Raw genomic sequence first — 25,094 nt, 5'->3', positions numbered from 1 at the left:
CGTTTAGCATCTCCTCCATACCTCACCCAACCCCAACAAAAACCGAGGCCTTCCATGACCAGCCTGTCGAGCCACGTCGAAGCCGGTATCGCGCACATCACCCTCAACCGTCCCGAGCAGCGCAATGCCCTGGATATCCCCACCCTCAAGCAACTGCATGCCTTGCTCGACGCTTTCAACAGCGATCCTGCCGTGCGCGTGGTGGTGCTGACCGGCAGCGGCCGCAGTTTCTGTGCCGGCGCCGACCTCGCCGAGTGGGCGGATGCCGAGGCCCGTGGCGTGCTGGAGAGCTACGGCTGGACCGAGAACGCCCACGCCCTGATGCAACGCCTGCACAGCCTCGACAAGCCGACCATCGCCGCCGTCAACGGCACGGCGGTAGGCGGCGGCATGGACCTGGCGCTGTGCTGCGACCTGCGTGTGGCCGCTGCCTCGGCGCGTTTCAAGGCCGGCTACACGACCATGGCCTACAGCCCCGACGCCGGTGCCAGTTGGCATCTGCCGCGGCTGATCGGCGCCGAGCAGGCCAAGCGCCTGTTGTTCCTCGACGAACTCTGGGGGGCCGAGTGCGCCCTGGCTGCCGGCCTGGTCAGCGAAGTGGTGGCCGATGAACAACTGGCCAGCACCGTGGCCGACCTGGCCACGCGTCTGGCCCAGGGCCCGACCTTCGCCTACGCCCAGACCAAGCGCCTGATCCGCGACGGCGCCCAGCGCACCCTGGCCGAGCAACTGCGCGAGGAACTGGCTGCCGGATTGCTCTGCGGGCGCAGCGAGGATGGCGCCGAAGCACTGCGTGCCTCGGTTGAGCGTCGTGCGCCTGTATTTGTAGGTAAATGAACAAGTTGCAGTAATTTCTTAAGGACGTTTCGCAATGAATTTCCAACTGACCCAAGAACAAGAAATGTTGGTCGATGCTGTGCGTACCTTCGTCACCCGCGAACTGTTGCCCCATGAGGAAGAAGTGGACCGCGCCGATGCAGTGTCGCCGGAGCTGGCCGCGCAGATCCGTGGCAAGGCCATCGCTGCCGGTTTCTACGCCTTCAACATGCCCGAGGAAGTCGGTGGTGGCGGCCTCGATTACCTGTCCCAGGCCCTGGTCGAGCGCGAGCTGTCCAAGGTTTCCTGGGCGCTGCATGTGTTCGTCGCGCGGCCGTCGAAGATTCTTATGGCCTGCAAGGGCCAGCAGATCGACGACTACCTGATTCCCTGCGTGCAGGGCGAGAAGACCGACTGCTTCGCCCTCACCGAGCCGGGCGCCGGCTCCGATGCCAACGCGATCAAGACCCGCGCGGTGCGCGAGGGCGACGACTTCGTCATCAATGGCAGCAAGCACTTCATCAGCCATGCCGGGCATGCCGACTTCGCCATCGTCTTCGCCGTCACCGACAGCTACGAGCACAACGGGCGCAAGCGCAATGCGGTGACCGCCTTCCTGGTCGACCGCGGTACCCCGGGCATGACCGTGCGCCGTGGGCCGAAATGCGTGAGCAACCGTGGCTACCACACCTACGAGCTGTTCTTCGACGACTGCCGCGTGCCGGCGAGCAAGGTCCTCGGCGAAGTGGACAAGGGCTGGGAAGTGGCCAACGCCTGGCTCACCGCCGGGCGGGTGATGGTCGCCGCCAACTGTGTCGGCCAGGCCCAGCGCGCCATGGACCTGTCGCTGCAATGGGCGGCGGACCGCAAGCAGTTCGGCCAGGCCATCGGCAGCTACCAGGGGGTGTCGTTCAAGCTGGCCGACATGGCCACGCAGATCCGCGCTGCCGAACTGCTGACCCTGCACACCGCCTGGAAGATGGACCAGGGCAGCATGAGCGACGGCGAGGCCGGCATGGCCAAGCTGTTCGCCAGCGAAGTGCTGGGCAAGGTGGCCGACGAGGCGGTGCAGATCTTCGGCGGCATGGGCCTGATGGACGAGGGACCGGTGGAACGCATCTGGCGCAATGCGCGGATCGAGCGGATCTGGGAAGGCACCTCGGAAATCCAGCGCCATATCATTTCCCGCGAGCTGCTGCGGCCATTGCTGCGCTGAGCGGCCAGGAGACGTCCCATGTCGCAATCCATTCGTGACAACCTCAAGCGTCTGCTGGCGCCCCGGCACCTGGCCTTCATCGGCGGGCGCAGCATGGCCCGGGCCCTGCGCCGTTGTGCCGAGGGCGGTTTTGCCGGTGAGATGTGGCTGGTCAATCCGCAGCACGAGAGCATCGATGGTGTGCCGTGCGTGGCCAGCGTGGCGGACCTGCCATGCGCACCGGATGCGGTGTTCATCGCCACCAACCGCGAGCTGACCCTGCTCAGCGTCGCCGAACTGGCGGCGCGGGGCGCTGGCGGGGTGATCTGCTACGCCTCGGGCTTCGCCGAGACCGGCGAGGAAGGCCAGCAACTGCAACGGCAATTGCTAGATGCCGCCGGCCACATGGCCCTGCTCGGACCCAACTGCTACGGCCTGCTCGATTACCTGCACGGCGCCGCGCTGTGGCCGGTGGCCCATGGCGGGCGCCAGGTGGAGCGGGGCGTGGCAGTGCTGACCCAGAGCGGCAACTTCGCCTACAACCTGTCGATGAGCGACCGCTCGCTGCCGGTGGCCTACATGGCTTCGGTGGGCAACCAGGCGCAACTGGGCGTGGCCGAGCTGATGGACGTGCTGCTCGACGATCCACGGGTGACCGCCATCGGCCTGCACCTGGAAGGCCTGAAGAACGTACCGGGCTTTGCCCGCGCGGCGCACAAGGCCCTGGAAAAGGGCATCCCGATCGTGGCGCTGAAGACCGGCGTGTCGCAGATCGGTGCCGAGCTGGCCTTGAGTCATACCAGCTCGCTGTCCGGCTCCGATGCACTCTACGACAGCCTGTTCCGCCGCCTCGGGGTGATCCGCACCAGCGGCCCGGTGAGTTTTATTGAAACCCTCAAGGCCGCCGCCTGCGGGCAACTGCCGTCGAGTGGGCGACTGGTGGCGCTGGCCTGCTCCGGGGGCGATGCCGGGCTGATCGCCGACTATGCCGAGCGCAATCAACTAAGCCTGCCCAAGCTGACGGCGGGGCAGGTGGCGCAACTCGGCGCTGTGCTGCCGGACTACGCCAACCTGGTCAATCCGCTGGATTTCACCACGGCGATCTGGGGTGATGCCGATGCGCTGCGGACCATGCTCGATGCCGCCCTGACCAGCGACGCCGACGCCGCCATGCTGGTGCTCGACTATCCCGCCGAATTCACCGGCGAGCGCAAGGAATGCGACCTGTTGCTGGAGCTGTTCTGCGCGGCCTTGCAGCGCCATGGCAAGCGCGGCTTCGTCACCTCGGCGCTGCCGGAACTGCTCCCGGCCCATGCCCGCGAGCGCCTGCACGCCCAGGGCATCGCCGCCTTGCAGGGCGTGGAGGAGGGCCTGGCAGCCTGGGGCAGGATCGTCGCCTGGCAGGGCAATCGCCAGCGCTTGCTGGCTCTGGGCGAGTCGGCCCTGGTGCCGCTGTGCCCGCAAGCCCTGCACGGCGCAACGCAAGTGCTGGATGAATGGCATTCCAAGCAGGCACTGCGTGCCTTCGGCCTGCCAATCCCGGCTGGCGCGCTCTCTACTCCGGACCAGGCGGCGCAACAGGCCGCCGAGGTCGGTTACCCACTGGTGCTCAAGGCGGTCAGTGCGCAACTGCCGCACAAGACCGAAGCCGGGGCCGTCGCCCTGAACCTCAAGGACGCCCATGCCGTGACGTCCGCCGTTGCCAGCATGCGTCAACGCATCGCGGCCCATGCCCCGGATGTGGCATTCGACCAGGTCCTGCTCGAACCCATGGCCGAAGCGCCGCTGGCCGAGCTGATCGTCGGCATCAAGCGCGAGAACGACTTCGCCCTGGCCCTGGTGATCGGTGCCGGCGGGGTGCTGGTGGAACTGCTCAAGGACAGCGTCAGCCTGTTGCTGCCGACCACTGACGGGGCGATCCGCGAGGCCGTGCTTGGCTTGCGCAGCGCCGCGCTGCTGCAGGGCTTTCGCGGGCGTCCGCAGGCGGATCTGGACGCGCTGGTCGCCGCGATCCGCGCCGTCGCCGACTACGCCTGCGAAAACGCCGGGTGCCTGCTGGAGCTGGATGTAAACCCATTGATGGTGGGCGCCAAGGGCACCACTGCGGTCGACGCGCTGATCCGCCTCGGCCAGGAACAAGGAGATCACCATGCATGAACGTCCCCTGACCGGCGGACAGGCCCTGGTTCGCCTGCTGGCCAACTACGGCGTCGATACGGTCTTCGGCATCCCCGGCGTGCATACCCTGGAGCTGTATCGCGGCCTGCCCGGCAGTGGCATCCGCCATGTACTGACCCGCCACGAACAAGGCGCCGGCTTCATGGCCGACGGCTACGCCCGGGTCAGCGGCAAGCCGGGGGTGTGCTTCGTCATCACCGGCCCCGGCGTGACCAATGCCGCCACCGCCATCGGCCAGGCCTACGCCGACTCGGTGCCGCTGCTGGTGATTTCCAGCGTCAACCACACCGCCAGCCTCGGCAAAGGCTGGGGCTGCCTGCACGAAACCCAGGACCAGCGCGCCATGACCGCGCCGATCACTGCGTTTTCCGCCGTGGCCCTGAGTGCCGAGGACCTGCCGCAACTGATCGCCCGGGCCTGGGCGGTGTTCGACAGCGAACGACCGCGGCCGGTGCATATCTCCGTGCCGCTGGACGTACTGGCGGCGCCGGTGACGCGTGACTGGAGCGGTGAGGTGGTGCGCCGTCCGGGACGTGGCGTGCCAGCGCGTGAACTGCTGGACGCCGCTGCTGCGCGCCTGGCTGCGGCGAAGCGGCCGATGATCATCGCCGGTGGCGGGGCTATCGCTGCCTCGGCAGAGCTGGAGCAATTGAGCCGTCGCCTGGCCGCACCGGTCTTCACCAGTGTTGCCGGCAAAGGCCTGCTGCCACCGCAGTCACCGTTGAATGCCGGTGCCAGCCTGTGCGTGGAGCCTGGCTGGGCGCTGATCGCCGAGGCCGATGTGGTGCTGGCAGTGGGCAGCGAAATGGCCGATACCGACTTCTGGCGCGAGCGCCTGCCCTTGGGCGGCGAGCTGCTGCGGGTGGATATCGACCCGCGCAAGTTCAACGACTTCTATCCCTGTGCCCTGGCCCTGCACGGCGATGCCCGGCAGACCCTGGCGGGGATCCTTGAGCACCTGCCGGATACGTCGCGCGACGCTACGTCGGCCATCGAGGCGGTGACCGGCCTGCGTCAGTCCATCCGCGAAAGCCACGGACCGCTGCAAGCCCTGCACCAGGCGATTCTCGACCGTATCGCCGCCGAGCTGCCGGTCGACGCCTTTGTCAGCACCGACATGACCCAACTGGCCTATACCGGTAACTACGCCTTCGCCAGTCGCGCGCCACGCAGCTGGCTGCACCCGACCGGCTACGGAACCCTGGGTTATGGCCTGCCGGCGGGTATCGGCGCGATGTTCGGTGGCAATGGGCGGCCCGGTCTGGTGCTGGTGGGCGATGGCGGCTTTCTCTACACCGCCCAGGAACTGGCTACCGCCGTGGAAGAGCTGGACCGCCCGCTGGTGGTACTGCTGTGGAACAACGACGCACTTGGCCAGATCCGCGACGACATGCTTGGCCTGGACATCGAACCGATCGGCGTACTGCCGCGCAACCCGGACTTCATCGGCCTCGGTCGCGCTTTCGGTTGCAACGTGGCGCAGCCGTCCAGCCTGGACGCACTGCAACGGGAACTGCGTGCAGGCTTCGCCCGCAACGGCGTGACCCTGATCGAACTCAAGCACGCCTGTGCGCACTGACAAGGAGTGAACGACATGCGTTTTTCCAGCCTGACCCAACGTATCGCCGGCGAGGGTGCCGCCGCCTGGGAGATTCACGACCGGGCCCTGGCCCTGCAAGCCCAGGGCCGCGACATTCTGCTGCTGTCGGTAGGCGATCCGGATTTCGACACGCCGCGGCCCATCGTCGAGGCGGCGGTCGCCAGCCTGCATGCTGGCCATACCCATTACGTCGCCGTCAGCGGCAAGCATGCCCTGCGCCAGGCCATCGCCCGGCATCACCAGCGGCGCAGCGGCCAGGCGGTGGATGCGCAGCAGGTCCGGGTCCTGGCCGGTGCCCAATGCGCCTTGTTCTGCGTGGCCCAGTGCGTGCTGGAGGCGGGCGACGAGGTGATAGTCGCCGAACCGATGTACGTGACTTACGAAGCGGTGTTCGGTGCCTGTGGCGCTACCGTGGTCAGCGTGCCGGTGAAGCCGGAAAACGGTTTCCGCGTGGATCCCCGGGATGTCGCGGCCCGTATCACCCCGCGAACCCGCGCCCTGGCGCTGAACAGCCCGCACAACCCGTCGGGGGCCAGCCTGTCGCGGACCACCTGGCAGGCGCTGGCCGACCTGTGCATCGCCCATGACCTGTGGCTGATCTCCGATGAGGTCTACAGCGAACTGCTATATGAGGGCGAGCATGTCAGCCCGGCCAGCCTGCCGGGCATGGTCGAGCGCACCGCCACCATCAACAGCCTGTCGAAATCCCATGCCATGACCGGCTGGCGGGTCGGCTGGGTGATCGGTTCGCGGGAGTTGGCCGGGCATCTGGAGAATCTGGCGCTGTGCATGCTCTATGGCCTGCCGGACTTCATCCAGGACGCTGCGGTGGTTGCGCTGGAGCACGAACTGCCGGAGCTGGAGGCCATGCGCGAGACTTACCGCCAGCGCCGCGACCGGGTCTGTGCACGACTCGAAGGCTGTCCCGGGCTGAAGGCGCTGAAACCCGCCGGAGGCATGTTCGTCATGGTCGATATCCGCGAGACCGGTCTCGACGCCCAGGCTTTTTCCAATCACCTGCTCGACAGCGAAGGCGTGTCGGTGCTGGCCGGCGAGGCGTTCGGGCCCAGCGCGGCCGGGCATATCCGCCTGGGCCTGGTGCTGGAGGCCGATCTGCTCGACGAGGCCTGCCGGCGTATTGCCCGTTGCGCGGCTGCACTGATGGAGCACAAGGCCCATGCGTGAGTATTCGCGGTTGTATCTCGACGGTGCCTGGGAGATAGCGAGCGGGCAGGGCATGGCCGAGGTGATCGACCCGGCCAGCGAAAGCGTGATCGGTCGGGTGCCTTTGGGTGACGAGCAGGATGTCGAGCGTGCCGTTGCGGCGGCGCGGCGTGCCTTCGTCGAGTGGTCGAGGACGCCGTCCAGCGTGCGCGCCGGGTTTATCCGTGCCTTGGCGGAGCAACTGAAAAGCCGGGCCGGGGAAATGGCCGCAGTGATCACCGCCGAACTGGGAATGCCGGTGCAATGGTGCCAGAGCGTGCAGGTGGACGGGCCGATCGAAGGGCTGGAGCAGTACGTCGAGCTGGCCGGGTTGATGGACCGGGTGCACGAGGTCGGCAACTCGCTGGTGTATCGTGAGGCGGTCGGGGTCTGCGCCTTTATCAATCCGTGGAACTACCCGTTGCACCAGTTGATCGGCAAGCTCGCCCCGGCCCTGGCCGCCGGTTGCACGGTGGTGGTCAAGCCGAGTCAGGAAACCCCGCTGCATGCTTTCCTGCTGGCCGAGATGATCGACGCCATCGGCCTGCCGCCGGGGGTGTTCAACCTGGTCAGCGGGCCGGGTGCCAAGGTCGGCGAGGCCCTGGCCCGGCATCCCCAGGTGGATATGGTGTCGTTCACCGGCTCCACTGGCGCCGGTGTGCGGGTGGCCCAGGCCGCTGCGCCGACGGTCAAGCGGGTGTGCCTGGAGCTGGGCGGCAAGTCGCCGCTGCTGGTGGCTGCCGACGCCGACCTGGCCGCAGCCGTGCGCCACGGTGTGCAGGACGTGATGATCAACTCCGGACAGACCTGCACCGCGCTGACCCGCATGCTGCTGCCAACCGATCGCTATGCCGAGGCGGTGGAAATGGCCGCCGCCGAAGCCCTGGCGCTGAAGATGGGTGACCCGCAGGACCCGACCAGCTTTCTCGGGCCGATGTGCTCGGCGGCGCAGCGGCGCACGGTGCGCGAGTACATCGCCATCGGCCAGGGGGAGGGCGCGCGGCTGGTATGTGGTGACGGCCCACTGCCGGAGCGCGGCTTCTACGTGGCGCCGACGGTGTTCGCCGATGTCGACAACCGCATGCGCATCGCCCAGGAGGAAATCTTCGGCCCGGTGCTGTGCCTGATCCCCTACCGCGATGAAACCCAGGCCATCGAATTGGCCAATGACTCGCCCTTCGGCCTGTCCAGCGCGGTCTGGGCCGGCAGCCGCGAGCGTGGGCTGCAACTGGCGCGGCAACTGCGCGCCGGGCAGTGCTTCGTCAATGGCGCCGGCTTCAACTACCGTGCCCCCTTCGGCGGCTACAAGCAGTCCGGCAACGGCCGCGAGTGGGGTGAGGAAGGGCTGGCCGAATTCGTCGAAATCAAGGCCGTGCAGGTCTGACCCAAGGATTCTTTCATGAAAGTACTGATCGTCCACGCTCATCCCGAGCCGCAATCCTTCACCGCCGCCCTGCGTGACCAGGCGCAGGAAACCTTCACCGCCCAGGGGCACGAAGTGCAGGTCAGCGACCTCTACGCCATGGGCTGGAACCCGGTGGCCAGCGCCGCCGACTTCGCCCAGCGGGAGAACCCGGAGTACCTGGTGTACGCCCTGGAACAGCGCCTGGGGGTGAAGAACGCCTCCATCGCCGCAGACATCCAGCAGGAGCTGGACAAGCTGCTCTGGGCCGACCTGCTGGTGCTCAACTTCCCGATCTTCTGGTTCTCCGCCCCGGCCATGCTCAAGGGCTGGATCGACCGGGTGCTGGTGTCTGGCGTGTGTTATGGCGGCAAGCGCTTCTACGACCAGGGTGGCCTGGCCGGCAAGCGGGCGCTGGTCACCGTGACCCTCGGCGGGCGCGAGCACATGTTCGGCGACGGCGCCATCCATGGGCCGCTGGAGGACATGCTGCGACCGATCCTGCGCGGCACGCTGGCGTATGTCGGCTTCGAGGTGCTGGCGCCGTTCGTGGCCTGGCATGTGCCGTATATCAGTGATGAGGCGCGCAAGGGGTTTCTGGAGGATTACCGGGTGAGGCTGGAGCATCTGTCGGATGATCTGCCGTTGGTGTTTCCGCGGTTGGAGCAGTTTGATGAGGGGTTGTATCCGTTGAAGTAGGAACGGATCCCTTCAAGCCGGCTGGATGGCCGGCTTGAAGGTCGTTTTTTTGACGAGTTATGAATTGTTTACTTGTGTTCAGGCATGGTGGGAGAGCAGTTTTCGACTCTCTTTCCCAGATAGGTCATCCCGACCCACACCTCTCCCGACCGGTACCACCTCAATGGCCCTCCAGAAAACTCAAGGTCGTAAATAACCGTTTCGCCAATGAGTTCGCCGCTCTGATGGTTATACAGACGAAAGAAACCGGGTACTTCCCAAAAGGAAAACCTCCGAGCTTTGCCCTCGTCATTCGGAGGGTACTCAACGTGGAACATGTCAGGCAGTAGCCAGAATGGTTTGAAGGCTTGTACGCGAGTGCATCCATCGGAACTGATAATGGGTTCTCCCAATGGAGAGGCGAGGCCTTTTTCCCACCACTCTGAAGCTGACCACACTCCGAAAATAATGACTGCTACAGCAACTGTTTTTATCAAGGCGGAGATCAAGGCAGTATGTCCAGATCAATTGTCCTGTCGAGCTTCCTCCAGAGGATGTCCGAGTAGATGACGTAATCGCCACCCATGCTGGTTTTGGATCTGTAGCCTCTGAAATTATAGTTTTGCACGAGGGCAAATTCATCGTTTGCCCATTTGTAAATCGATTGTCCGCTCGGGATGGCTGCTCTGAACATTTCGTTTTTGGTAAGGACTTTATCTTCCGTCCATATTCCCAGAAATTGAATGCCATTGAAGTCGTAGTTGTCCCGGATATAAAATCCGGCATATTCGACTTTGAAGTAGTTTCGAATCTTCCCTGTTTCGGGATCTTGCTTCGTAAAGGTTTGCCCGACCACGCCAACCTTCAATGTGGCTGCACCCAATGCTCCATACATATCGTCAAGTGGATCCTCCGTACCTCCAAAGGTTGTGAAGTTAAGCTGAGCGAACGCGTCCATCTCTCTCGCTGAATGCGAAATTGAGCCCAGGCTAACAACATCACCTTCCTTCCAGCCGAACTCCCGGAGTAAATCTCTGAGTCTTTTAACAGCATTCGGTGTCGTGAGCCTGGACTCGGCCTCTTTAACTGCGGCCTGGCAGCGTTCGTACCCCATTGCCCAGCTCATTTTCACGATACTCTCATCGCAGTGGGCGTTACTCAGCCCCAACGGCGCTGGCTGTCCATCATTCGTTTTCCACGCCTCCGGCATCTCCCACCCCGGACTATCAAACCACCGCTGCATCAAAGCAGCCGACGTGTGCCACCCCATCCTTCGCATCGCCACCGGGACCTTGGTCAATGGCAAGGCATTGATCACGATCTGCTTCGGCCTGTGCCGCCCCCCGGGCGAGGTATCGAAAGTGGCGCCTTCCAGCATGAACAGGGCATCCGGCCCCAGCGCGGTGGTTTGTTGGAAATCTTTCAAGGACACGGGGCGTTACTCCAGAACAGGCGAGGGGGCGTAAATGGCGAGTTGTGCGCTCAAGGGAGCAGGGCTGGTACCGATGTTGCTGAAGCCTTCTTCATTGAGATGGCTTTCGGCGATCTGCTCGCCGTTCAGCAGCAGGGCGTAGCTGTGCAGGCTGCAAGGGAGGTGGCGCTGGTTGATGAGCTGGAAGCAGCCGCTGCATTCCTCTGATTCGGATATGCCGGGGGCCGGTGCAGCGCTGGTGCGGGCGGCACTGGCAGAAGCGCTTGTCGGCTGACTGTTGGTCGACCGGGCACTTGCCGGTGCTGGCGCTGGATCCTCGTTCACGTAGGTTGTGTAGGTCCAGGAGTGGTAGAGGGTGGCTCTGCACGGGCATCCGCTGACGCTGTCCAGGGTGCCCGCCACGCGTATGTCGGAACTGGTGATAAAGGACACGCCCCCGAGAATCGGGTAGGTGAGGCCGGTGACCCCGCAAGTGACACTGTCGCCCTCACGGGCATGTTCGACGCCCATCATGGTGATCAGGCTGTCGGAGCCGATGACCTGGCCACCACAACTGGTCTTGTCACCGCGGCGTATGAAATAGCCAACCATTGCTACATTTCCTCTGGGTTGGGTAATCGAGTCGTACTCGAAGACCGGTAAGGGCCTGCAATACCTTTCCGGTGTTCTGAAGGGATGCAGGCCGACCGCCCGGAGGATGGGCAGGATATTTGGCGGGGTATGTAGGATTAATCTGAGCTACCAGCAGGAAACGGCTTAATTTTTCTGGTGTGTGGCGACGTAGCTCCGATCGATGTCGAAGCGGATGGCCTCATCGTCGGCAAGCCGACTCCCACAGGGGGGCTGGGTCAGCCACAGTATCCGTGTTCGGCGCTGACCCCTGTGGGAGCCGGCGTTGCCGGCGATGAGGCCGGGACAGTCACCCCATGCCTTGCAGGCATACCCAAAAACGACCCCCACCCATTCGGGTTATGTTCCCGCCCGCCGAATCTCCCGATAGTAGGTCCACCGGCTCATTCCGAGCAGTCACACGATGGAGTTGCTATGGGCAAGGCACCAAAGGTGATCGGCAGCCTGCTGCTGGCGTGTATCGCCAGCGCCGCGCAGGCCGCCGAAACGGACAATAACAATACGCTGCGACTGTACAACTGGACCGACTACATCGGCGAAACCACCCTGGCCGATTTCGAGAAGGCCACTGGCATCAAGGTGATCTACGACACCTTCGACGGCTACGAAACCGTGCAGACCAAGCTGCTCACCGGCCGCTCCGGCTATGACCTGGTGATGCTCAATGCATCCTTGGTACCGCCGCTGATCAAGGCCGGGGTGTTCCAACCACTGGACAAGGCGCAATTGCCGAGCTGGAGCAACCTCGACCCGAAGGTGGTCGCCGACCTGCAAGGCTACGACCCCGGCCTGAAGTTCTCTGCGCCCTACACCTGGGGCAGTTCCGGGGTGACGTACAACGTTGACCAGATCAAGGCGCGCATGCCCGATGCGCCGATCGGCTCGCTGGCCATGCTGTTCGATCCGAAGATCGTCTCGCGCTTCGCCGACTGCGGCGTGACCCTGATGGACGCGCCCAGCGAGGTGGTTCCCCTGGCCCTGCAATACCTCGGCAAGGACCCGCGCAGTGCCGCGCCGGCCGACCTGGAGGCGGCCCAGCAACTGCTGCTGGCGGTGCGTCCCTACATCCGCAAGTTCGATTCGGTGAACTACCTCACCAGCCTGCCCAACGGCGATGTCTGCCTGGCGCTGACCTGGTCCGGCGACTACGCCACTGCCCAGGCCCGGGCAGAAGAGGCGAAAAAGAATATCCACCTGAGCTTCTTCATTCCCGACGAGGGCTCGCTGATCTGGTTCGACAACCTCTACCTGCCCAAGGACGCGCCCCACGCGGCCAATGCGCACAAGTTCATCGAGTTCCTGCTGCAGCCGCAGAACATGGCCGGGGTGACCAACCTTATTCATTACGCCAACAGCAACGGCGCCTCGACGGCGCTGGTCAAGGCCGAGATCCGCGACGATCCGACCATCTACCCGGACGACGCCACTCGCCAGCGTCTGTTTGCCCAGAAAACCCAGTCCGCCCGGGACATGCGTGCCATCACCCGGGTGTGGAACACGGTCAAGACCGGCTACTGATTTCACTTATTCCAAGGAGCTGTCCATGAACATGCCCAGCAAAGCACCGACCCTCGCCGCCGACCCGCTGGTGGAAGCCGACAAGGCCCACTACATGCACGGCTACCACATGTTCGACGAGCACCGCGAGCAGGGCGCGCTGAACATCGTCGCCGGGGAGGGCGCCTATATCCGCGATACCGAAGGCAACCGCTTCCTCGATGCCGTCGGCGGCATGTGGTGCACCAACATCGGCCTGGGCCGCGAGGAAATGGCCCAGGCCATCGCCGACCAGGTGCGCCGCCTGGCCTATTCCAACCCGTTCTCGGACATGGCCAATGACGTGGCCATCCAGCTGTGCCAGAAGCTGGCGCAACTGGCCCCCGGTGACCTCGACCACGTGTTCCTCACCACCGGCGGCTCCACTGCGGTGGATACCGCTTACCGGCTGATCCAGTACTACCAGAACTGCCGCGGCCTGCCGGAGAAGAAGCACATCATCGCCCGCTACAACGCCTACCACGGCTCCACCACCCTGACCATGTCGATCGGCAACAAGGCCGCCGACCGGGTACCCGAGTTCGACTACGCCAACGAGCTGATCCACCACGTCTCCAACCCCAACCCGTACCGCGCCCCGGACGATATGGACGAGGCGGAGTTCCTCGACTTCCTGGTGGCCGAGTTCGAGGACAAGATCCACTCCCTCGGTCCGGACAAGGTGGCGGCGTTCTTCGCCGAGCCGATCATGGGCTCGGGCGGCGTGATCATTCCGCCCGAGGGCTATTTCCGGCGCATGTGGGAGCTGTGCCAGACCTACGACATCCTCTTCGTCGCCGATGAGGTGGTGACCTCATTCGGCCGCCTCGGCACCTTCTTCGCCAGCGAGGAACTGTTCGGCGTGCAACCGGACATCATCACCACCGCCAAGGGCCTGACGTCGGCCTACCTGCCGCTGGGCGCGTGCATCTTCTCCGAGCGCATCTGGAAGGTCATCGCCGAGCCGGGCAAGGGCCGTTGCTTCACCCACGGTTTCACCTACAGCGGCCATCCGGTGTGCTGCACCGCGGCGCTGAAGAACATCGAGATCATCGAGCGGGAGAATCTGTTGGCCCATGTGCAGGACGTCGGCGGCTACCTGGAACAGCGCCTGGCGACCCTGGCCGGGCTGCCGCTGGTGGGCGAGGTGCGCTGCCTGAAGCTGATGGCCTGTGTCGAATTCGTTGCCGACAAGGCCAGCAAGGCGTTGTTCGACGATGCGGTGAACATCGGCGAGCGCATCCACCGCAAGGCCCAGGCGCGGGGGCTGCTGGTGCGGCCGATCATGCACCTGAACGTGATGTCGCCGCCGTTGGTCATCACCCATGCCCAAGTTGACGAGATCGTCGAGATCCTTCGTCAGTGCATCCTCGACACCGCCGCCGAGCTGCGCGCCGAAGGCCTGTACCAGGGCCTATGAGCAGCCTGCGCCGACCTGTTCGCCAGCATGCCCGGCAGGCTAGACTGCCGGGCATGAGCCAAGTCACCCCGGATACGCCCGTTACCCTGTCTTTCGGCACCCTGCAGCGCTGGCACGATGCGCTGCGGGCGGCCTTTCTCCACAGTCAGCGCGACGATGGCCTGGCCCACCTGGCCGCCGCCATCGGCGAACTGGTGTCGGTGGAGTCGATGATGATCAGCCTCGAATGCCGTGGTCGTGCGCCGCGCCTGCTGTACCAGCAGGGCATTCCCGAGCGGCACCGCGATGCCGTGCTCAATCGCTACTTTGCCGCCGGCTACCTGCTCGACCCGTTCTGCCTGGCGGTGGAAAACGGCCTGGCCGAGGGCTTTTATCACCTGGCCGAGATCGCCCCGGACCACTTCTTCGACAGCGACTACTACAAGACCTACTACCTGGCCACCGGCTGCAGCGAGGACAGCTACTTCATCGCCGACCTGGGCGAGGACCGCAAGCTGTCGCTGAGTCTGTTCCAGGGCTGCAGCGGCACCCGGTTGAGCACCGCGCAACTGGACCTGCTGCGCGCGGTCGAGCCGATGGTTCGCGAGCTGTTGCGCCGCCATGGCCTGGCGGAAGTCGGTGCGGGGGCGGAGCAGGGCGGATTGCAGGCGGCGTTCGACAGCTTTGGCTGCCAGGTGCTGACCGATCGCGAACGGGAGGTGGCGCATATGATCCTGCGCGGACACTCGGTGAAATCCACGGCCATCGAGCTGGGGATCTCGCCGGAGACGGTGCGCATGCACCGCAAGAATCTGTACCTGAAGCTGGAGATCAACTCGCAGTCGGAGTTGTTCGCCTGTTTTATCGAGTGGTTGCGGCAGGGTTGAGCTTCTAAAGATGTGTTGACGTTGAGGGTGTCATCGCTGGCAAGCCAGCTCCCACAGGTACTGCATGTACCGGACCTTGTGGGAGCTGGCTTGCCGGCGATGACACCCTCAAAAACAACAAGGAGTACGGATGTGCTCTCTATTGTTCAGCCACCTTCCACCCCCCATTCCCATCCAGCAGCAGATGATGGCTATGAAACCCCGCCAGCGTCGCCCGGTGCCCGACGCTGACCAGCATGCTGTCCTGCATCCGCTCGCGCAGCAGCCCGTACAGGGCATGCTCCAGCCCTTCGTCCATCGCCGAGGTGGATTCATCGAGGAACACGATCTTCGGCTGGTTCACCAGCACCCGGGCAAAGGCCAGGCGCTGCTGTTCGCCGATTGAGAGGATGCGCCCCCAGTCATCGCTGACGCCCAGCTTGTCCACCAGGTGTCCGAGGTTGACCTCGCGCAGGGCCTGACCCAGGCGCTGGTCGTCGTCCGGCAGGCCGATTGCCGGGTAGGCCACCGCCGTGCGCAGCATGCCCAGCGGCAGGTACGGCCGCTGCGACAGGAACAGCGCCGAGTCAGGCCCAGGGCAATGCACCTCGCCCTCGGCATACGGCCACAGCCCGGCGATGGCGCGCAGCAGGGTGGTCTTGCCGCAGCCAGAGGGGCCCTTGATCAGCAGCGACTGCCCGGGTACCAGGCTCAGCCGGAAGTCGCCGAGCAGGCGCTGGCCATCCGGCCGTGATACCTGCATGTCGCGGATTTCCAGGGCATCGGCCTGCTCGACCCGGGCCACCCGTGGCAGCTCCCGCGCCTGCTGGTTGGCATCGATAAAACCGGTCAGACGGTCGAGGGTCGCGCGGTACTGGGCGAAGGTGTCGTAGGAAGAGCGGAAGAACGACAGTGAGTCCTGCACCTGGCCGAAGGCCTGGGAAGTCTGCATCACATCGCCCAGCTTGATCGCCCCGCTGAAGAAACGCGGCGCCTGGAGAATGAAGGGAAACACCACCGCCACCTGACTCACCGCCAGGTTGAAGCCGTCGAATTTCAGGCTCCGGTAGACCAGCGCCCAGACATTGACGATCAAGGCCGAGAAGCGCCCCAGCAGGGTGTCCCGTTCGATTCGCGAGCCCTGGTAGAAGGCCACGTTCTCGGCGTATTCGCGCAGGCGCATCAACGCATAGCGGAAGTTCGCAGTGAGTTTTTCATTGAGGAAGTTCAGGCGGATCAGCGGTTTACCCAGCTTGAAGGCGATCCAGGTGGCGATCAGCACATAGATGTACACGGCGAACACCATCGCTCGTGGCACCTCGATCCCGGCCACCGTCAGCGGCGCCGACAGGCCCCAGAGAATCCCGGTGAAGGCCACCAGCGAGACCAGCGCACTGACCGCGCCAAGGCACAGGGTCACCGAGCCGGTGACGAAGGCGTTGATGTCCAGCTCGATACGCTGGTCCGGGTTGTCCACCGGATGTTCCAGGAACTGCCCGCGGTAGTAGCCGTCGCCGGCCATCCAGTCGGTGGTCAGGCGCTCGGTCAGCCAGGTGCGCCAGCGGATGCTGAAGGCCTGGGTCACGTAGTAGGTGAACAGGGCGCGGAACACGTGGATCGTGGCCAGTACCGCGAAGACCCCGAGCAGGTACCAGAACGCCGTCTGGTCCAGGCCCTGCAGGGCACTGTAGAAACCGTTGTACCAGAACGAGAACAGCACGTTCAGGCGCACCGCAAACAAGGTCAGCAACAGCAGCAGGGCAAACGCCAGCAACGGCCGCCAACTGTGCCTGGGGCTGAGCCAGGGGCCGGCGATCTGCCAGAACTGCCGCCCCCAACGGGTGAAACGGATGGCCAGGCGGGCACACAGGGCCAGGCCGACAAAGGTGATCAGGGAGGTGAGGGCGAGCCAGCGCAGGCTCTCCTGCAAGGCTTGATGCCAGTCCATGTCCATGGGCGGATTTCCGGGAGAGTGGTGAGCTGAGCGTAGATGAGGACGGCCGGAGGCTGGGTGAAGGAATCTTTAATGGTTTTTACCGGCGGCTTTGTGGTGTGCCGGCAGGGCTCGACGATACACAAATTCAAGTGTTATAACATTGCGTTTTCGTTCAAGAGCAACCACCTGCCATGACCCGAGTCCTGATCCGCAATGCCTGCGTGGTAAACGAAGGCAGCACCGTCTGCGCCGATGTGCTGGTCGCCCATGGCCGGATCGAGAAGGTCGCCGGGTTGATCAGCAACCAGGCTGGCGCCGTGGAAATCGATGCCTGTGGCCAATGGCTGCTGCCCGGCATGATCGACGACCAGGTGCATTTCCGCGAACCCGGCGCGCCGCACAAGGGCAGCATTCATTCCGAGTCGCGGGCGGCGGTGGCCGGCGGCATCACCAGCTTCATGGACATGCCCAACACCAACCCGGCGACCCTGTCCCTGGCGGCGCTGGCCGACAAGAAGCAGCGGGCGGCGCGCAGTTCGGTGGCCAACTTCGCCTTTCACTTCGGCGTCAGCAAGGACAACCTCGACGTGGTCGCCGCCCTCGATCCCGCCGAGGTGGCCGGGGTCAAGGTATTCATGGGCGCCTCCACCGGGGACATGCTGGTGGACGACCCGCAGGTACTGGAGCGCCTGTTCGCCTGCGTGCCGACCATTCTCCTGGCCCACTGCGAGCACACCCCGTCGATCATTGCCAACGATACCCGCCTGCGCGGGTTCTACGGCGAGGCGATCGGGCCCGAATGGCACCCGGTGATCCGCAATGCCGAAGCCTGCTATCGCTCTTCGTCGATGGCGGTGGAGCTGGCCAGGCGCTTCGATACCCGCCTGCATGTGCTGCACCTCACCACTGCTCGCGAGCTGGCGCTGTTCGAGCCCGGTCCGCTGGCGGGCAAGCGCATCACCGCCGAAGTCTGCGCCCACCACCTGCTGTTCGATGACCGCGATTACGCCGCGCTGGGCAACCTGATCAAGTGCAACCCGGCGATCAAGAGCCGCGCCGACCGCGACGCTCTGCGCCAGGCCTTGCTCTGCGACCGTCTCGATGTCATCGGCACCGACCATGCACCGCATACCCTCGAAGAAAAATCCCGCCCCTATGCCCAGGCGCCGTCCGGATTACCCCTGGTCCAGCACGCCTTGCCGGCGCTGCTGGAGCTGGTCGCCGATGGTGTGCTGTCGCTGACCCGGCTGGTGCAGAAGACCAGCCATAACGTGGCGGAGCTGTTCGGCATCCCGGACCGGGGCTATATCCGCGAGGGCTACTGGGCCGATCTGGTGTTGGTCGAGAAGCTGGCGCAGGCCCGGCCGGTGCACCTCGACCCGCTGCTGTCGCACTGTCAATGGACGCCATTCCGACAGCACGCCTTCCGCCATCGCATCAGCACCACCCTGGTTTCCGGGCAACTGGCCTGGCACGAGGGGCGGCTGGTCGAGGGCTGCCAGGGACTACCACTGAATTTCAGGAAGTGAACATGACCGAAGAAGAATTGCTGCAACAGCCCGAAGAGGCCTACATGAACGCCGCCCAGCTGGGCTTTTTCCAGAATCTGCTGCTGGCTGAACGGCAGGACCTGCAAACGCGGATTTCCGAAGAGTTCGAATCCCTCAAGAACCACGAGATCAACTCCGACCCGGCCGATATCGGCAGCAGCGAAGAAGCCCGGCTATGGCAATTGCGGGTGCTGGAGCGGGAGAAGAAGCTGCTGGACAAGATCGACGAAGCCCTGGAGCGCCTGGCCCGGGGCGAATATGGCTGGTGCGCGGAAACCGGCGAGGCGATCGGCTTGCAGCGCTTGCTGCTGCGGCCGACGGCGTCGTTGTCGGTGGAGGCCAAGGAACGGCAGGAGATGAGGGAGCGGCATACGCAGAAGGTGCGTTGAACCTAGCGATTGACGGTGAAGTGCCCGTGCAGCAGTCGTCCGACGGTTGCGCGGGCACCGGGTAGTGAATGGCAAGTAGATGGCAAATAGCTACATAAGCATTGTAGGATCTTTTCCCTACATCCCTCAGCTCAGCAGGCCCCGATATGGACATCACCGCGCTCGACAATCACATCAACCTGCTGGACGAAGCTATCGCCACCCTGCAGCCGTCGCGGGTGCGTCAACTGGAGTGGTTGCGCTACGACCTCGATCATTTCGCCCGCAATGCGCTGGGCAGCTCGCAGTACCGCAAAGCCTGGGACCGCATCCTCTACGACCGCCTGGAAGCGATCATCATTCCGGACCGCATCCGTCCCACCATCGACAAAATCAAGGCAACGGCCCGGGCCGCCAGCAGCGGCGCCTCGATGCGCATCCACTTTGGCCAGCAGCGGGTCGCCGGCACCTTCCAGAGCCAGAACGTCAACCAGGCGGCCTTGCCCGGTTTTCCGGATGCCGTGGCCAACAGCCCGTTGGCCCTGGTGCAGGCCGGGCTTGCCCAGGGGCAATACTCTGCCGACCAGATTCCGGTGCAGGTGTTCTGGCATGTGCAGTCGAACAAATGGGTCGCCGCCAACAACCGTGGCTACACCGTGCACTGCCTGGCGCGGGTACGGCCCTTGCGCATCCTGCTCACCACCTTCCAGCCCCATGACATCGAGATCACCCGCCTGGCCGAGGTCGAAGGACAGGGTGGCATACCCAACTGGACCGGCGTGCGTGGCGGCGAACCGAACCCACGTACGCTGCCGTCGACGCGCATGTTCATCACGCCGGTAGGCAATGCCATCACCCAGGTTGCCGAGGTGCCAGCGGGGTGGGGTTGAGTTCTCCGAACAGCGCCCGGAGTTGCCGTCAGGGCATTACTTTGCGCGACGGCTTTTCCTTCGATATCCAGTAGAGGCACCGTGCTAGCATTTCGGCGAACTCATTCCTGAGAGGTCGGCGCGGTGGATATCAACGAATTCGTTTCGCTCCAGCTGGCCCAGCCGCGAAACCGCGTGCCGGCGTATTTGATTATCCCCGGCTATCTTCAGTCCGCTATCAAGGCAACCAAGGCCAAGTCCGAAGCCAAGGTGCTGGAGATGGGCAATTGTCTGAACTGGGATCCGGCACTGGGTAGATTGTCGCTCGCTGGCCAGCCCATCGTTGGGGAGTTCAACTGGCTGGACCTTAAACTGCCCATCGCCAAGCACACGACCGCCTTCATCGGGACTTATCACAATCACCCCTACGAGAAGCGCTACGGGGCGGATTATGCTCTTGGACCATCGAGTGGCGACTGGATTGGTTGGAATGATCACTTTCCCGGCAATTACGGCGTTTCAGTAAATATAGTGACAAGTGGCAAGCTGGTATTTGTTGCATTCCTATTGCAGAGAAGCCCGGGCAGGCCTGATTGTGAATATGGAGATACTGATGATTTCAGTCCGTTGCTTTTCCAGCACATTTATTCTGACGATCATCTGAACGATGTTTATAGTGATGCCATACACAAGAAAGTATGGAGTTCCGAAAAAGAGATGTACCAAAATCTCTTGGGGCAAGCCGATCTTCGTCGTACTCACCAGGAGGATGTGATGCGCATGAACACCTCCTATGCCAGTAGAAACCCTGGGTTCGTCCTGTATATCGGGACACTGGCGGACTCCGTGTGCAAGGTCGAGATATACGCTCGCCATGTGGGGCTGTCGTTTCTTGATAACATCCAGTCGGCAGACAGGACGGTATGTTACTCGTGCGGACAACGACGCACTCACGACAACCCTTCGTACTTTTCCCAATGGCACCGCTGCCCGAGCTGCAAGGCGGTTTTTTGCCCGCAGCACGGCAAGATACTGCCGGGCAATCACTTCTATAGCCGTTCTCGCAACTGTGTAGTCTGCAATAGTAGGACGCTGCTGTTCTAAGCGCGTAAGTCGCATTGAGAAAGGGCCTGAACTATGGCTCTGAGCACCGTTATGTGTTCCATTTCGAAATGGTGTTGAATAATTTCTCGATACATTGGGGGAGATCGCTATTATTCTCGAAGCTACTGTTGAATGTGGTGTGCTTATCCGCAAATTTTTGTGCGAGCGATACTTTCGAGTAAGAAGAAGTTTTGTCTAGTCTGCCACTTTTGTAATTGAAATATTTTTCTCGGAACGCCGACGGCAAGTAGCTTTCAATTGTGTATTTTTCGGTAACCCAGCAGTAGCTATAGGGGTTCTGTTTTTTCTGGAAATCACTCCATACCTGATATTTTGTGCAGTTTTCATTAATACAACGATCGGTGCCTTTTTCCCTAGCGAAGTCAAGGTCTCGATCCATAATGACGATGGAGTTGTTATTGATGCTGAACATATCGATCAGCCCTGGAGTTCGGCCTGCCGAGTAATGGCTCAGCATCGAACCGCCATAGAACGCAAAGCTGAAGTGCAAGTTCTCTACAGGCATCTTTTGGCCACTTTTCTTGCACCACAGTTGCAGCCAGTGCAGCAGATATAGTCTGTCCGATGCGCCCTCGATCCAGACTATACCGTTTGCCTGGAAAATGTCGCTTGGCTTGATACCCAGACCCGCCAGTGCAATCGCAGGGTCGGTAAGCTCGGTCAATGCAAAACCATTGGCTTCGAAGAGGCGCGGCTTCTCATCGGGCCAGGTAGCGACGTCGATGAGCACGGATGAGTGGGTGGAGATAAACAACTGCAGCCTATTACTTTGCGCGATTTCTGCCATTCGCTGGATCAAAAGCCTTTGCAGGGTAGGGTGCAAATGAGTTTCAGGCTCCTCGATCAGGCATATTTCATCTTTCCTGTCACTCAACCACGCCAATAGCCCCGCAAATGCCCTCCAGCCTGAAGGCAGCATTTTGACGGGGATGTCGTTGCCCATCTCATCGTCATTCAGATCGATGGAAAGCGCGTCGTCTCCGCGTACCCTGATCGCCCGTTTGTCGATCCTCTGCTCATTGCGCTGCATATAAAGCGTTTGCCCTGGTTGGGTGGGGAATGAGGCGAGTCCTGTCAGGTGGCTTGCATCTTTATTCAGGATGTTCACGAAGTCTTCGAGCGGAACGTCTGTTTCATCGTGTGAAGTTCGCCAACTGATTTTCGCGGGGATGCTCTGCATGACAGCATTCAGATCACTTGGTGCAGTAGGCTGGGTTCGCAGGATGTTATCCCGAAAGAGCACTATTTCATTTTCTGTATCAGCCCGGAAGGTAAGAATGAAATCGTTGTCACCTTGGCTTTTGAAGTCCATTACGGTGGTGAAGTCATGGAATTTAATAACGGACCTCGAGATCGTGGTATGCCTGGTATTTTCCCGAGATAGAAACTTCAGCATCTCGAAGTCCTTCAGGGCACGCACCATGTCCAGTACGGTCGATTTCCCGCCACCGTTCGGACCGACGAAGATATTGATATTCGACGTCTGGTACTCAGTAATGGGCTTGCCATCGAGGGGGGTGCCAGTGACGAACTCATTCAAGTGCAGGCGGCGAAGCCCCAACAGCGAGAAACTTTGGATGTACAAGACTGGATTCCTTGGTTTGCCAAACGTGTGTAGAGCTGCTTCAGGAAGAAAGAAGACAGGCATCGAACCTGAGATGGCGTAATGATGACATCCGCCGGAAGGTGTGAAAACCGCAAGGTCGGGGCCTAGCGCGCGGCTACGGGCAGGGATGGCGCTAGCGGGTTCAATCCTGCTTCACCGGTAACGGCTGCTTCGGCAGGGCGTTGCTCAACTCCCAGGTCTCCAGCACCCGCGCATACTCGAACGCATGCCGTGGATCGGCCTGCACCCACTGCGCGAAGGCCTCGCGTTCAGCGCTGGTGCAGGCGCTTTCCTGCAGGCGCAGGCACCATTCGGCGGCCTGGCTGAGGATTTCGTCGCACAAGGGGTAGGGGAAGTAAGGCTTCATCGGGGACGGCTTCCTGTCATGACCGGGACCGCCACCCTAAGCGGGCAATTGGCAAAAAAACGTCAAAAAAACATGAGGGAATTCGTGGCCGGGCGCGTTCAGCGCCGAGCCACCAGGCGATGCGCGAGAAACTGGTGGGCAGGGGAAAACAGCCGGCCGAAGGTCAACAGCACGGCGCACACCGTGCCCAGCGCCGAGGACGCGGCGATCAGGAACATGATCACGATCTGGTAGCGCACGGCCTCGTCCGGGCTTTGTCCGGCGAGGATCTGGCCGGTCATCATCCCCGGCAGGCTGACGATGCCGACCACGGTCATCTGGTTCAGGGTCGGCAGCATGCCCGCGCGCACCGCCTGGGCCGCCGCGCTTCTGGCGGCCTCCCAGCGGGTGCCGCCGAGGGACAGGATCATCTCGACCTGGCCGCGCTGGGCGGCGAGCTCGCGGGTCATGCGTTCCATGCCGAGGGACACGGCGGTCAGGGTGTTGCCGAGGATCATGCCGAGGATCGGGATGGCGTACTGCGGCTCGTACCAGGGGCGTACCCGCAGGATCACCAGCAGGCCGATGGCGGTGACCAGCCAGGAGCTCAGCCACACCGATACCACGCTGTCGACGAGCAGGCCGCGATAGTGGCGTTCGCCACGCCCGCTGGCGGAAAAACCGGCAATCAGGGTCATGCCGCACATCAACGGCAGCACCACATACCACTGGGCATGCTGGAACACCCAGCCGAGCACATAGCCGATGGCCAGAAGCTGGACCACGGTGCGGATGCCCGCCAGCAACAACTGGCGTTCCAGTTGCAACCTGAGCAGGACCGAGAGCACCCCGTTGACCAGGATCAGCGCCGAGGCGATGGCCAGGTCGAGGTAGGACAGGCTCTGGTAGTTCATGGCTGCAATACCCCCTGGTCCATGGTCATGTGCCGGTTGCCGATGCGCCGCGCCTGGTCGCGGTCATGGGTCACCCAGACCAGCGCGCGCTCGGGTTCGGCCCAGTTCAACACCAGGTGTTCCACCGCAGCAGCCGATTGCGGGTCGAGGGCGGCGGTGGGCTCGTCGAACAGGATCACGTGCGGCGCCAGTTGCAGCACCCGGACCAGCGCGACGATCTGCGCCTCGCCGCCGGACAGGTCGGCGACGGCCTTGTCGAGAAAGCTGGCGGGCTTGCCGGCCTGGTCCAGCAGCCTGCTGGCGAGATCGGCATCGAAGCGGCGCGGCTGAAAGGCCTTGAGGGTGAAGGGCAGCTTCAGGTTGTCGGCTACCGTGCCATCGACCATTGCGGGGCGCTGGGCCAGGTAGCTGACATGGGTGCGGTAGCGGGGGATCTGCTGGGCGCCGACCGGCTCGGCGAGCCAGCGCAGCTCGCCGCTGTCGGGCGGGTCGAGCAGGGCGAGGGCGCGGAGAAAGACGCTCTTGCCGGAGCCGGAGGGGCCGACGATGGTCAGGCGCTCGCCGGCATGCAGGGCGAAGTCGGTGGGGGCGAGCAGGGTGGTGTGCCCAACACTGTCGACCCGGCTGAGGTGTCTGGTTTCGATCAGGGCGGGCACGGTGATTCCTTTTCGTGGAGCACTACAACATACGGCTGATTGCCGTGACGGCTTGCGCTACGGACATCGATGCCGTGTCGATGGTGAAGGGCGCAACCTCCCAGGCTGCATAGTCATGTTCGAGCACGGATTGCCAGTCAGGCGGAACCAGCCCGGGAATATCCCCTTGCCGGCTCTCGACCCGGCGCCGATGTTCGACCTGGTCCGAGCAGACTACCTGGATGTCCAGCAGTGCCACGCCGCTGTCCTCGGCAAGCGCTCGCCAGGCCATGCGGCTTTGTTCGACCGGATTGACGCAATCGACGATGACCTGCCGGCCGAATGCCAGGTTGCTCCGGGCCAGTTCCAGCGCGACCTGGTAGCCACTGGTGCCGACACCCCCGGCTAGTACGCCGGCATTGCGAATCGCCTGCTCGATCGTGTCGATGCGCAGGTAGACCGCCCCCGTGCTGGCAACCAGCTGTTGGGCAAGGGTGGTTTTTCCGGTACCGGGGAGGCCGCTGAAGACGATGAGTGCAGTCACTGTTTCGTTCCAAAGTACAGTGGCGTGGGTGTAGCGCCTGTAACATTTTATGTGTTCGAGACACTACAACAGGAACCGGCAACATGAAAGTCACGGGCCTTGACCGGGCAGCGGCCGGATGCATGTCTTGATTTTTATAGCGCTCTTGAGATCGAGCGTCGTCCGCGCGGCGCTTTGCGAAGCGCATGCCGGTGTTTTTCTGGCGCTCTTGAGATCGAGCGCCGTCCACACGGCGCTTCGCGAGCAAGCTCGCTCCCACGTCTGTT

General features: G+C 63.1%; 22 protein-coding genes. 14 read left to right on the top strand and 8 right to left on the bottom strand.

The window, feature by feature from the left end; all coding sequences use genetic code 11:
• Positions 1 to 54: 54 nt before the first annotated feature.
• The 7 genes from ACODSK_RS26170 to ACODSK_RS26140 are packed head-to-tail and all read left to right on the top strand — an operon-like array spanning position 55 to position 9,093.
• Positions 55 to 837 (top strand): enoyl-CoA hydratase/isomerase family protein, encoded by a 783-nt coding sequence (locus tag ACODSK_RS26170; RefSeq protein ID WP_489020061.1) that lies wholly within the window; start codon positions 55 to 57, stop codon positions 835 to 837.
• Positions 838 to 871: 34 nt separating this feature from the next.
• Positions 872 to 2,032: an acyl-CoA dehydrogenase family protein gene (locus ACODSK_RS26165; RefSeq protein WP_489020059.1), complete on the top strand. Its 1,161-nt coding sequence runs from the start codon at positions 872 to 874 to the stop codon at positions 2,030 to 2,032.
• 18 nt (positions 2,033 to 2,050) lie between these two features.
• Positions 2,051 to 4,168 (top strand): acetate--CoA ligase family protein, encoded by a 2,118-nt coding sequence (locus ACODSK_RS26160; protein ID WP_489020057.1) that lies wholly within the window; start codon positions 2,051 to 2,053, stop codon positions 4,166 to 4,168.
• Positions 4,161 to 5,768: a 5-guanidino-2-oxopentanoate decarboxylase gene (locus tag ACODSK_RS26155; protein ID WP_489020055.1), complete on the top strand. Its 1,608-nt coding sequence runs from the start codon at positions 4,161 to 4,163 to the stop codon at positions 5,766 to 5,768. The genes ACODSK_RS26160 and ACODSK_RS26155 overlap by 8 nt, the downstream gene beginning before the upstream one ends.
• 15 nt (positions 5,769 to 5,783) lie before the next feature.
• Complete coding sequence (locus tag ACODSK_RS26150) at positions 5,784 to 6,974, top strand: pyridoxal phosphate-dependent aminotransferase (protein WP_489020053.1); 1,191 nt, start codon at positions 5,784 to 5,786, stop codon at positions 6,972 to 6,974.
• Entirely contained in the window at positions 6,967 to 8,376 is a 1,410-nt protein-coding gene (locus tag ACODSK_RS26145) for an aldehyde dehydrogenase family protein (protein ID WP_489020051.1), read from the top strand. Before ACODSK_RS26150 ends, ACODSK_RS26145 begins: the two co-directional genes overlap by 8 nt.
• Positions 8,377 to 8,391: 15 nt before the next feature.
• Positions 8,392 to 9,093: an NAD(P)H-dependent oxidoreductase gene (locus ACODSK_RS26140; RefSeq protein ID WP_489020049.1), complete on the top strand. Its 702-nt coding sequence runs from the start codon at positions 8,392 to 8,394 to the stop codon at positions 9,091 to 9,093.
• 484 nt (positions 9,094 to 9,577) lie between these two features.
• On the opposite strand, the gene ACODSK_RS26135 is transcribed toward ACODSK_RS26140, so the two are convergent.
• Both ACODSK_RS26135 and ACODSK_RS26130 read right to left on the bottom strand, forming a co-directional pair.
• Positions 9,578 to 10,504 carry a DUF6402 family protein gene (locus ACODSK_RS26135; RefSeq protein ID WP_489020047.1) on the bottom strand — a complete coding sequence of 309 codons (927 nt, stop codon included), beginning with the start codon at positions 10,502 to 10,504 and terminating at the stop codon, positions 9,578 to 9,580.
• Between the two features lie 6 nt (positions 10,505 to 10,510).
• Complete coding sequence (locus tag ACODSK_RS26130) at positions 10,511 to 11,095, bottom strand: PAAR domain-containing protein (protein ID WP_489020046.1); 585 nt, start codon at positions 11,093 to 11,095, stop codon at positions 10,511 to 10,513.
• A gap of 453 nt (positions 11,096 to 11,548) precedes the next feature.
• Here ACODSK_RS26130 and ACODSK_RS26125 point away from each other — a divergent pair, with 453 nt between their 5' ends.
• Genes ACODSK_RS26125 through ACODSK_RS26115 form a run of 3 tightly spaced genes read left to right on the top strand, consistent with a single transcriptional unit; the run spans position 11,549 to position 14,956 of the window.
• Positions 11,549 to 12,652 carry a polyamine ABC transporter substrate-binding protein gene (locus tag ACODSK_RS26125; RefSeq protein ID WP_489020044.1) on the top strand — a complete coding sequence of 368 codons (1,104 nt, stop codon included), beginning with the start codon at positions 11,549 to 11,551 and terminating at the stop codon, positions 12,650 to 12,652.
• A 25-nt stretch (positions 12,653 to 12,677) separates the two neighbouring features.
• The gene (locus ACODSK_RS26120) at positions 12,678 to 14,090 is read left to right on the top strand and encodes an aminotransferase (RefSeq protein ID WP_489020042.1); all 1,413 of its coding nucleotides are present in this window, start codon (positions 12,678 to 12,680) and stop codon (positions 14,088 to 14,090) included.
• 53 nt (positions 14,091 to 14,143) lie between these two features.
• A complete protein-coding gene (locus tag ACODSK_RS26115) occupies positions 14,144 to 14,956 on the top strand; it encodes a helix-turn-helix transcriptional regulator (protein ID WP_489020040.1) in 813 nt (270 codons plus the stop codon).
• Positions 14,957 to 15,095: 139 nt separating this feature from the next.
• Here ACODSK_RS26115 and ACODSK_RS26110 read toward each other — a convergent pair whose 3' ends face one another.
• On the bottom strand, positions 15,096 to 16,889 hold the full coding sequence (locus ACODSK_RS26110) for an ABC transporter ATP-binding protein/permease (protein ID WP_489020039.1): 1,794 nt from the start codon (positions 16,887 to 16,889) through the stop codon (positions 15,096 to 15,098).
• A gap of 173 nt (positions 16,890 to 17,062) precedes the next feature.
• Here ACODSK_RS26110 and ACODSK_RS26105 point away from each other — a divergent pair, with 173 nt between their 5' ends.
• From ACODSK_RS26105 to ACODSK_RS26090, 4 genes are all read left to right on the top strand, one after another.
• Entirely contained in the window at positions 17,063 to 18,400 is a 1,338-nt protein-coding gene (locus ACODSK_RS26105; RefSeq protein WP_489020037.1) for a dihydroorotase, read from the top strand.
• Between the two features lie 2 nt (positions 18,401 to 18,402).
• Positions 18,403 to 18,810 carry an RNA polymerase-binding protein DksA gene (gene dksA, locus ACODSK_RS26100; RefSeq protein ID WP_489020036.1) on the top strand — a complete coding sequence of 136 codons (408 nt, stop codon included), beginning with the start codon at positions 18,403 to 18,405 and terminating at the stop codon, positions 18,808 to 18,810.
• A 146-nt stretch (positions 18,811 to 18,956) separates the two neighbouring features.
• The gene (locus ACODSK_RS26095) at positions 18,957 to 19,679 is read left to right on the top strand and encodes a hypothetical protein (RefSeq protein WP_489020034.1); all 723 of its coding nucleotides are present in this window, start codon (positions 18,957 to 18,959) and stop codon (positions 19,677 to 19,679) included.
• Positions 19,680 to 19,802: 123 nt separating this feature from the next.
• Complete coding sequence (locus tag ACODSK_RS26090) at positions 19,803 to 20,762, top strand: hypothetical protein (RefSeq protein WP_489020033.1); 960 nt, start codon at positions 19,803 to 19,805, stop codon at positions 20,760 to 20,762.
• A gap of 49 nt (positions 20,763 to 20,811) precedes the next feature.
• On the opposite strand, the gene ACODSK_RS26085 is transcribed toward ACODSK_RS26090, so the two are convergent.
• From ACODSK_RS26085 to ACODSK_RS26065, 5 genes are all read right to left on the bottom strand, one after another.
• The gene (locus ACODSK_RS26085) at positions 20,812 to 22,368 is read right to left on the bottom strand and encodes an ATP-dependent nuclease (RefSeq protein WP_489020031.1); all 1,557 of its coding nucleotides are present in this window, start codon (positions 22,366 to 22,368) and stop codon (positions 20,812 to 20,814) included.
• 163 nt (positions 22,369 to 22,531) lie between these two features.
• A complete protein-coding gene (locus ACODSK_RS26080; protein WP_489020029.1) occupies positions 22,532 to 22,756 on the bottom strand; it encodes a FecR/PupR family sigma factor regulator in 225 nt (74 codons plus the stop codon).
• Between the two features lie 98 nt (positions 22,757 to 22,854).
• Positions 22,855 to 23,649 carry an ABC transporter permease gene (locus ACODSK_RS26075; protein ID WP_489020028.1) on the bottom strand — a complete coding sequence of 265 codons (795 nt, stop codon included), beginning with the start codon at positions 23,647 to 23,649 and terminating at the stop codon, positions 22,855 to 22,857.
• On the bottom strand, positions 23,646 to 24,305 hold the full coding sequence (locus ACODSK_RS26070) for an ABC transporter ATP-binding protein (RefSeq protein WP_489020027.1): 660 nt from the start codon (positions 24,303 to 24,305) through the stop codon (positions 23,646 to 23,648). Before ACODSK_RS26070 ends, ACODSK_RS26075 begins: the two co-directional genes overlap by 4 nt.
• A 22-nt stretch (positions 24,306 to 24,327) precedes the next feature.
• The gene (locus ACODSK_RS26065; protein ID WP_489020026.1) at positions 24,328 to 24,828 is read right to left on the bottom strand and encodes a P-loop nucleotide/nucleoside kinase family protein; all 501 of its coding nucleotides are present in this window, start codon (positions 24,826 to 24,828) and stop codon (positions 24,328 to 24,330) included.
• Positions 24,829 to 25,094 lie beyond the last annotated feature (266 nt).

It is taken from the genome of Pseudomonas sp. FG98 (assembly GCF_057808595.1).
Note: the sequence above shows the minus strand (reverse complement) of the source record. Positions and strands in the feature narration are given on the sequence as shown.